Genomic DNA, 6750 nt, shown 5'->3' with positions numbered 1-6750 from the left:
CAGACCACGCATCTGTGACTGACCCACCGCATTCGCCAGCAAGCCGGCTCCTACAGGTCCTGCGGCGTACCGTAATTCTGCGACGCACACAAATCCTCGGTAGCAGTCCGGCTTGCCGGCGGCGGCGTCCGCATGATCACCGTCGCCGGCTCGCGATTTGTGTCGTTTGAACTATCGAGTAAGGAGAGCAACAGCCTGACGGGCTGGAGCTAACGCCCTTCGCAGATCAGATGCCGAACACAACTTTCGCTGCACCCCGATTCACTGTAGGAGCCGGCTTGCTGGCGAACGCGGAGTGTCAGACCACGCATCTGTGACTGACCCACCGCATTCGCCAGCAAGCCGGCTCCTGCGGACTTTACGGCGTGCAGTAACTCTGCCGAACGCGAAACCGTTCCGCTACTGGGAGGAACCAAAGCCAGCGTCACCCGAAATAATGGATATGCACGAAGGCCAGCGCCCAAAAAAGATCAGTCTCTTGAAGCCACTTTCCGCAGCGAAGGACTCTCCAGCGAACTGCGCTCCTGGTCATATGCCAGATAGTATTTATTCACGCTGTTGACGTAGCTGACCACGCCCATCCCCACCTGCTCCATCGCCACCCGCTCGACTTGAAAGAACCACTGATTGGGATTCAAGCCCTGGCGCCTGGCCTCGGTCCGCATCGCCTGAACGCGTTCCGGTCCCAGATTGTACGCCGCGAGGGTAAATGCCATGCGCTCGCGCTCGTTGATCCGTGGACTGGCGAAAAACTTTCGGCGGATCATCGCCAGGTATTTGCTCGCGGCCTGCACATTACCATCGACATCATGGATGTTGCCTACCCCGACCCGCTGCGCCGCAGAGGGCGTGATCTGCAACAGGCCCGTGGCGCCGCTGCCGCCCTTGGCCACCGGGTTGAGCGCCGACTCCTTGAACGCCAGCGCAGCGAGGTCCAGCCAGTCCATCTTCTGTGCGTCGGCGTGACGCTGCAGCGTCGGGCGCAGCTTTTCCAGACGCTGGCGGTCTTCCCGGGCCAGCGGGTAGTGCACACGATAAAGATCCTTATAGGCTTTCTGGAACGCGGCGTCCTGATTGGCTGGCGGCGCGTAGGTTTCCAGGAAGCGGTCGACTGTGGCATGCAGCATCACGGCGTCCTTGCGCACGAACCAGTTCATGTCTCCCGGCTCGCTCAATACCAGCCCGCGGGCGACTCGCAGCTTGGGCATGACTCTGGCCCAACGCTCGGCAATCGGCTGCTCGACAACGGTCAGGTGATAAATCCCGGCCTGGACCATTTCCAGCACGTCTTCCACGGCAAGGCTTGGATCGGCCCATTCGATCGTCACCAGCGGCAGTTTACGCAGCGCCAGCTTCTGGTTGAGTTGCACGATGGCTTCCCCGGCAACGCTGCCATTGGTCAGCATTAGCGTGCGACCGGACAGCTGTTCCGGGTTTTTGAGCACGCGCTCGCCACGCACCCCGACCACCACCAGCGGCACATGACTGACCACAGGTTCGGTAGCGTCGACGTACCGGGCGGCGCTGGCATCGAGCAGTTCGCCGGGGGCCACCATGTCCCCTTCCCCACGCTGAAGCGCGGCGAGCAGTTGGTCCTTGGCTTTGGGAATCAGTTTGATCGAGACTTTCTGGCCGTCACGGGCGTGGCCGTTTAGGTAGCTTTCGAAGGCTTGCAGGCGGCGATACTCGACGCCAATCGGCTCGCCCTGGACTTCGCCCGAGCTGTTGCGACTCTGGTTGACCAACACGCGCAGCACTTTGCTGCTGCGAATGGCCGCAAGGTCGCGGATCTGGGTTTTCTTGACGATCACTGGCGGCCCGGCGGGACGCGCGGAAGCAGCAGCCATAGCATCGATGGAAACGAGCAGCAGGCACAACAACGAGATCAGCGAGGCTCGGATCATTCACGCTCCGGGAAAATGCCGAAAAAGGCTTGAAGTCTGTGTCGGGCAGTCGCGCGGGCTGCGTGAAAAAGGGCAGCTGGCGACACACAGGAATCTAATAATTCTAAGCAGTTGAGACTGCTTGTTTTTTATCGCTTCAATCGCTCTGGTATTCTTCTCGGCCTCCGGCCTGAGGTGAACCATGCAACTTATCGACATCGGCGTCAATCTGACAAATTCCAGCTTCGCCTCGAAGGAGCAGGAAGTTATCGAGCGCGCCCATGCGGCTGGCGTGGCTCAATTGATCCTCACCGGCACCAGTGTCCACAGCAGTGAACAGGCATTGCAGATGTGCCGCCAACTGGACGAAAGCGCTCAGCGATTGTTCAGTACCGCCGGGGTCCACCCCCACTCGGCGAGCGATTGGACACCGGATACCGAAAAACAGTTGCAAGCGCTGCTGAAAGAAAATTCGGTGTGCGCGGTTGGCGAATGCGGTCTGGATTTCAACCGCGATTTCTCGCCCCGCCCTCAGCAGGAAAAGGTACTGGAAGCTCACTTGGCACTGGCTGAGGCGTTGCAGCTGCCGGTCTTTCTTCATGAGCGTGACGCCGATGAGCGCTTGCTGGCGATCCTTCGCGAATACCGCGACCACCTGCCCGGCGCCGTGGTGCATTGTTTTACCGGCGAAAAACGTGCGCTGTTCAGCTATCTGGATATGGACCTGCACATTGGTATCACCGGCTGGATCTGCGACGAACGCCGCGGCACTCATCTGCATCCCCTGGTGCGCGAAATCCCCAGGGGCCGTCTGATGCTGGAAAGCGATGCGCCCTATTTGCTGCCCCGCAGCCTGCGACCAAAACCGAAGAACGGCCGCAACGAGCCGGCCTACCTGCCGGAAGTATTGCGTGAAGTCGCGCTGCATCGCGCCGAAACGCCGGAAGACGTCGCTGCCCACACCACCGCCTGCGCTCGTGCGTTCTTCTCTTTGCCAGCGCTGTCGGATGTATCTCCCCTTTAGCAGCCCGGCTTGCCAGCGGCGGCGTCTTTAAACTCGCTGTCTGGCAGCCACGCCGTTACAACTAACTCACCGCACCCCATGAAACGCTGATACAGATCAACGCTTGCGTCATGCACAGCTGAGAAACTAGTGGCACCTTGCCTTATCACGTGCAGTCACAGAAGAGCTTCCTCATGGGCCGCTGGTTGAGCAACATCTCGCTGAAATACAAATTCTGGGCAGTGAATGCCGTCGCTTTCCTCGCCATCTTGCTGCTGGTGCTGTACGCGCTGAATCTGGAGCAACAAAGCCGAGCCGAAGATGCCAGGATAGTCGCACAAGCCCAGGCCTGGCTGCTGGCAGCATGGCCGGAGGGGCACCCGGTGCCGGACGTCGCGCACCTCGCCGTTTCCCCCTCGTTCAGCCAAGTATTCACCGAGCATTTCACCCACTACGCCATTGCCGTCCTCGTGCTGATGCTGGCCATGCTCAGCGCTTCGCAGCTGCTGATCCGCTTCCTGCTGACGCATTTCAACACCCTCAAGGACGTGATGCTCCACGTCGAGAAAAGCGGCGATCTTTCGGCGCGCGTGCCCCTGGCTGGAGAGGACGAAGTCGGGCAGATGGCCAAGGCGTTCAACGCCATGCAGGCCGGGTATCAGCGCATCGTCGGCACCGTGGTGCAATCCGCCGCACGGCTGGATCATGGCGCAGCGCATGTGGCTGCAGGCATGAATGATGTGCGTGAGGGCATGCTCGGTCAGCAAAGCGAGACCGATCAAGTAGCGACGGCGATCAACGAAATGACCGCCACGGTCTATCACATCGCCCAGCACGCCAGCGCCACCCGCGATCAATCACAGCATGCCGATACACTGGCCGGCAGCGGCAAGGATGTGGTGGATCGGGTGCAGATCTCGATTGCCGGACTGTCCAGCGGTGTGCAGCAGACGGCCGGAATGATTCAGCGCCTGGCCGAGGACAGTCAGAAAATCAACGGCGTGGTCAACGTGATCCACAGCATCGCCGAACAGACCAACCTGCTGGCCCTGAACGCAGCCATCGAGGCGGCGCGTGCCGGGGAAATGGGACGCGGTTTTGCGGTGGTCGCCGACGAAGTGCGCAACCTGGCCAGACGCGTGCAGACCTCCACCGACGAGATCACCAGCATGGTCTCGGCGCTGCAGGCTGGCACGCGGGACGCCGTGGACTTCATGCAGGAAAGCTCTTACAAAGCCGACGCCTGCGTGCAACAGGCGCGGGAAGCCGGGCAAGCCTTGGCCGCGATTACCGGCGCTGTGGCGCAGATGCGCGAAAGCAATACGCAGATCGCCGTCGCCGCACAGCAGCAGAGCCAAGTGGCCGAAGAGATGAATCGCGCGGTGGTCAGCATTCGCGATGTTACTGAGCGCACGGTGCGCCAGACCGTAGAGTCGGCGAGTACCAGCGATGAACTGGCGACATTGGCTGGCGAGTTGAATAAGGCGATCGGACAACTGAAGTTGCAGGGATAAAACCTGTTCGCGAATACGTTTTCCCTGTGGGACTGGGCTTGCTCACGAAAGCCGTCCGTCATTCACCCAAGCGTTGCCTGAAGCAACGCCTTCATGAGCAAGCTCACTCCCACAGTTTCGCTTCGGGCCCTCCATCCGCAGTAGCGGTGTACCCATCGACGTCTTCGTGAATCGGCGCCTTCCCACACGCGCAGCCAACGTTCCCACATTGGCGTGTGTGTGTGTTCATACGAATGTGTTCACACGTGGACGATTGCTTTCCCCCCATCCGGCCTATGACACCGATAGCAAAGCTCGATTCGCCGGCAGCCGTTGGCAGGCCTATTCTCAACTCATCGAAAACGGTTCTTATTCAGTTCTGCAGAGGTAAGCATCATGCCCAAGTTCATTTCCAACCTGCACCTTGACGATTTCTTCTGCGCGGCCAACAAAGCCGGTCTGTCGTCGCGGCTGGTGCTGTCGTCCCTGGCGTTTCCGCTGTCGATCGTTTCCGGCCTGCTGTTGCTCGACGGCGCGCTGAGCGCCAGCATCACCTCGGCGGGCATCGGCGTTCTGGGGCTGATCGCAGCGCAGGCCATCAAATCCCGAGGCCAATAAGACCTCGGGATACTGCTCCTGCGGTAAAACCGCACTTTCGCAACACCCTTCACAACTTCGCGCTTAGCCGAAAACCGTCACCGTCTGACGACTGATCGCGACCAGCTCCCCTTTCGGCGTCCACAGCGCTGCCGCGACATGCCCATATCCGTCGCGAGCATGCTCGATCACCGCCCGATATTGGGTCCAATCACGGGTTGTCATTTCCGGCAATGGCTGGACGAATTCAATGGTCCAGGTCAACGAACTGCCGGGCGCCGGTTTGCTCAGATGCGGCAACACCGCCGGCGGCCAGGTGTCGGTCAACGCCAGCAAGTGCGCCTCGGTCAGCCGTTGCTCCGCGACATCGTGCAACCGCGCATAACCACCGATGGCCGGCGACTTGGTGTTGCTGTACGGCAGCCCACCCAGCGCCCAGCGCATGTCGATGTAACGCAGGTATTCGGGCATCACGCCGGGAATGAACGGAAAGTCCGGCACCTCATCCACCGGTTTGAACGAGGGCGCGGGTTCGCCGGCCACCGCAATCATCGACTCTCGAGACGCGCCAAAGCTGCCTTGTATCAGCGTCACGGTCTCCCCGTTCTGCACAGCACGACCAAGAATCTGGCTGACCGCCTTGCCCTCACGCAGGATTTCCACTTCGAACGAAATCGGCACATCGATCGCCGGTGGGCCGATGAACGAGATCGCCAGGGAACGAACCGGTCGATCGGCCGCAACCTTCGCGCGCATGGCTTCAAATTGCAGAGCCGCCATCAGGCCGCCGAAACAGGAGCGTCCCTGGGACCAGGACGCAGGAATCGTCACGGCTTGGGGGTTGTCGCGAACGGATTCGAGCAATTCGGCAAATGTCATGGGCACTCCCTGGTGGCTCACAAGAGACATTTGCGGATCTTAGCGATCCGTCGCTCGCCGGACAGCGCCCATAACCGCCAATCCTGCGGCCTGACCGGGATCAATGCGCCGGGGCATCACCAAAACAAGCCTGGGCCAGCTGATCCAGCGCCTTGTCGGACTTTTCCTCGGCCCGCAGGATTCCCAGTTCCCATCCGGCCACACAAGACGCAAGGTCCGATTGCTGCCCGGCCTGAGCCAGCCATTGCAGGTGGTCGTGCCAGTCTCCCAAGGCGCTCTGCGCCGACTTGAGCCGTTTCTGCATGCCCTTGGGTTGATGGCTGAGTTCGGGGTAGGCTTCGCCGGAGTAGCGCACGCGCTTGATCAGCAAGCGCAGGCGATGACGATCATGAGCCGGATCGGCCATGGCCTCGCGCAGTTTCTTCCATTGTTTATCCATGCGTTTTTCGATCCGCTGGCGCAGCTTTTTCAGCAGGCCATGACGCTGTTGAGCGCGCAGAAACGACGGCAGTTGGTCCAGCACTCCGAACAGACGGTTCAGCTCAGCGGAAGTCGCAACCTTGGGGCAAGCCGAATCCAGGTACTCCACACGTCTGCGGGCGGCCTGATCCAAGCCCTGGGTGGTCAGAAACGCCGCCAGCACCTGCATGTCGCGCAATGGCGTGGTCAGATCGCCGACGCCCTTGGCCGCCTCCTCGACCTGATCCATCCCCGGCAGCCCGCGCAAGGGCCGCAGCACACTGCGCAGACGCCGGACCGTGGTGCGCAGATCGTGCAACGCCTCACTGTCGGTAGACGCCTCCAATCGTGCATGACAGGCCAGCAGTTTGACGTTGAGACTGAGAATCTCGGCGATCAGGTGATCGACCATGGCAGACATTCGCGACTCCTTATT

The 6750-nt window shown here is 60.8% G+C and carries 6 protein-coding genes; 3 read left to right on the top strand and 3 right to left on the bottom strand.

The genetic code is table 11. From position 1 onward, the window contains the following. Positions 1-470: 470 nt before the first annotated feature. Positions 471-1904, bottom strand: coding sequence for a transglycosylase SLT domain-containing protein (locus tag ACRER8_RS04470; RefSeq protein WP_431745147.1), 1434 nt, complete (start codon positions 1902-1904; stop codon positions 471-473). A 181-nt stretch (positions 1905-2085) separates the two neighbouring features. Between ACRER8_RS04470 and ACRER8_RS04465 the strand changes: the two genes are divergently transcribed. From ACRER8_RS04465 to ACRER8_RS04455, 3 genes are all read left to right on the top strand, one after another. Next, positions 2086-2907 carry a TatD family hydrolase gene (locus ACRER8_RS04465; RefSeq protein ID WP_431745146.1) on the top strand — a complete coding sequence of 274 codons (822 nt, stop codon included), beginning with the start codon at positions 2086-2088 and terminating at the stop codon, positions 2905-2907. A 173-nt stretch (positions 2908-3080) separates the two neighbouring features. Then, entirely contained in the window at positions 3081-4400 is a 1320-nt protein-coding gene (locus ACRER8_RS04460) for a methyl-accepting chemotaxis protein (RefSeq protein WP_431745145.1), read from the top strand. Between the two features lie 375 nt (positions 4401-4775). Continuing rightward, positions 4776-4997: a hypothetical protein gene (locus ACRER8_RS04455; protein ID WP_431745144.1), complete on the top strand. Its 222-nt coding sequence runs from the start codon at positions 4776-4778 to the stop codon at positions 4995-4997. A 63-nt stretch (positions 4998-5060) separates the two neighbouring features. Here the strand turns inward: ACRER8_RS04455 and ACRER8_RS04450 are convergent, their stop codons facing one another. Together ACRER8_RS04450 and ACRER8_RS04445 are read right to left on the bottom strand one after the other, a co-directional pair. After that, a complete protein-coding gene (locus tag ACRER8_RS04450; protein ID WP_431745143.1) occupies positions 5061-5855 on the bottom strand; it encodes an acyl-CoA thioesterase in 795 nt (264 codons plus the stop codon). Positions 5856-5955: 100 nt separating this feature from the next. Next, entirely contained in the window at positions 5956-6735 is a 780-nt protein-coding gene (locus tag ACRER8_RS04445) for a CHAD domain-containing protein (RefSeq protein WP_431745142.1), read from the bottom strand. Positions 6736-6750 lie beyond the last annotated feature (15 nt).

Source organism: Pseudomonas sp., from assembly GCF_050739935.1.
Lineage (GTDB): Bacteria > Pseudomonadota > Gammaproteobacteria > Pseudomonadales > Pseudomonadaceae > Aquipseudomonas.
This window is presented reverse-complemented; position numbering and strand designations above follow the sequence as displayed.

Excerpts from the sequence above, each read along its gene's own strand:
- ACRER8_RS04470 (WP_431745147.1), bottom strand. The coding sequence starts at position 1,904 with ATGATCCGAGCCTCGCTGATCTCGTTGTTGTGCCTGCTGCTCGTTTCC.
- ACRER8_RS04465 (WP_431745146.1), top strand. The coding sequence starts at position 2,086 with ATGCAACTTATCGACATCGGCGTCAATCTGACAAATTCCAGCTTCGCC.
- ACRER8_RS04460 (WP_431745145.1), top strand. The coding sequence starts at position 3,081 with ATGGGCCGCTGGTTGAGCAACATCTCGCTGAAATACAAATTCTGGGCA.
- ACRER8_RS04455 (WP_431745144.1), top strand. The coding sequence starts at position 4,776 with ATGCCCAAGTTCATTTCCAACCTGCACCTTGACGATTTCTTCTGCGCG.
- ACRER8_RS04450 (WP_431745143.1), bottom strand. The coding sequence starts at position 5,855 with ATGACATTTGCCGAATTGCTCGAATCCGTTCGCGACAACCCCCAAGCC.
- ACRER8_RS04445 (WP_431745142.1), bottom strand. The coding sequence starts at position 6,735 with ATGTCTGCCATGGTCGATCACCTGATCGCCGAGATTCTCAGTCTCAAC.